The following is a 289-nucleotide window of genomic DNA, read 5'->3' as shown; positions in this document are numbered from 1 at the left end:
GCACATTATATATATACGTGCACGCGCGAAAGGGAAATTGAGATAGCCTACACCGGAGAAGCTCTAACGCAAGTGATCCGTGGTTAAATCATATTTCGTATCAACGATAAGCCGCAATGCAAGGATTTGCCTCACGAGACCGTTCTTTTCGCCCCGCGGAAGGATTTTTATCATCCCACGGGGCGAGGTCATCCCGTCCCGTGAGACGGATTTCGTCGCTTCACGAGGCCGCTTTGCTCCTAAGCCGGGGAAGAATCCATTGCTTCGTCCGGTCATTCCAGATAGCATT

At 50.9% G+C, this 289-nt stretch carries 1 protein-coding gene; it reads right to left on the bottom strand.

Annotated elements, in window-relative coordinates; translation table 11 throughout:
- Positions 1-63 precede the first annotated feature (63 nt).
- Positions 64-289: hypothetical protein (locus DWW10_RS26285; protein ID WP_220395708.1), on the bottom strand; the 226-nt coding region annotated here is incomplete at its 5' end.

This window comes from Bacteroides intestinalis (assembly GCF_003464595.1).
Taxonomy (GTDB): Bacteria; Bacteroidota; Bacteroidia; order Bacteroidales; family Bacteroidaceae; genus Bacteroides; species Bacteroides intestinalis_A.
The sequence above is the reverse complement of the archived record's forward strand: the minus strand, read 5'-3'. Positions and strand labels throughout refer to the sequence as shown.